Source organism: Streptomyces sp. GbtcB7, assembly GCF_019091445.1.
In the GTDB taxonomy this organism is placed as follows: Bacteria; Actinomycetota; Actinomycetes; order Streptomycetales; family Streptomycetaceae; genus Streptomyces; species Streptomyces mirabilis.
This window is the reverse complement of record NZ_JAGXJM010000245.1, coordinates 1-289: the sequence shown is the minus strand read 5'-3', so window position 1 is coordinate 289 and position 289 is coordinate 1. Positions and strand designations below refer to the sequence as shown.

The 289-nt window shown below is 74.7% G+C and carries 1 protein-coding gene; it reads right to left on the bottom strand.

Annotation, left to right across the window (positions count from 1 at the left end; all coding sequences use genetic code 11):
* Positions 1 to 289, bottom strand: a 289-nt coding sequence (locus KVT44_RS55990) for an alpha/beta fold hydrolase (RefSeq protein WP_217576958.1), incomplete at both ends; no start/stop codon positions are given.

Here is a 289-nt window from a genome sequence, read left to right as displayed (position 1 = left end):
CGAGTGCCTGGGCTGTGGGTGTGCGGTGCCGGTCGTCGGCGACGGGACCCATCGCGACGACGTGCGTGACCAGATCGGGACGCTGCACGGCGAGTTCGATCACCCACTGGCTGCCCATCGAGTGGCCGACCGCGACGACCGGCGGGAGTTCGTGGTGTGCGAGAAGGCGGGCGATCGCGGCGGCCATCGCCGGGACGTCGGGCTCCCGCGGGGGCTGAGGGAGCCCGCCGAACCCGGGCAGATCGACCGAGACGGCGGCGTGGTCGGGCGCCCGCTCGGCGTGGAGGCG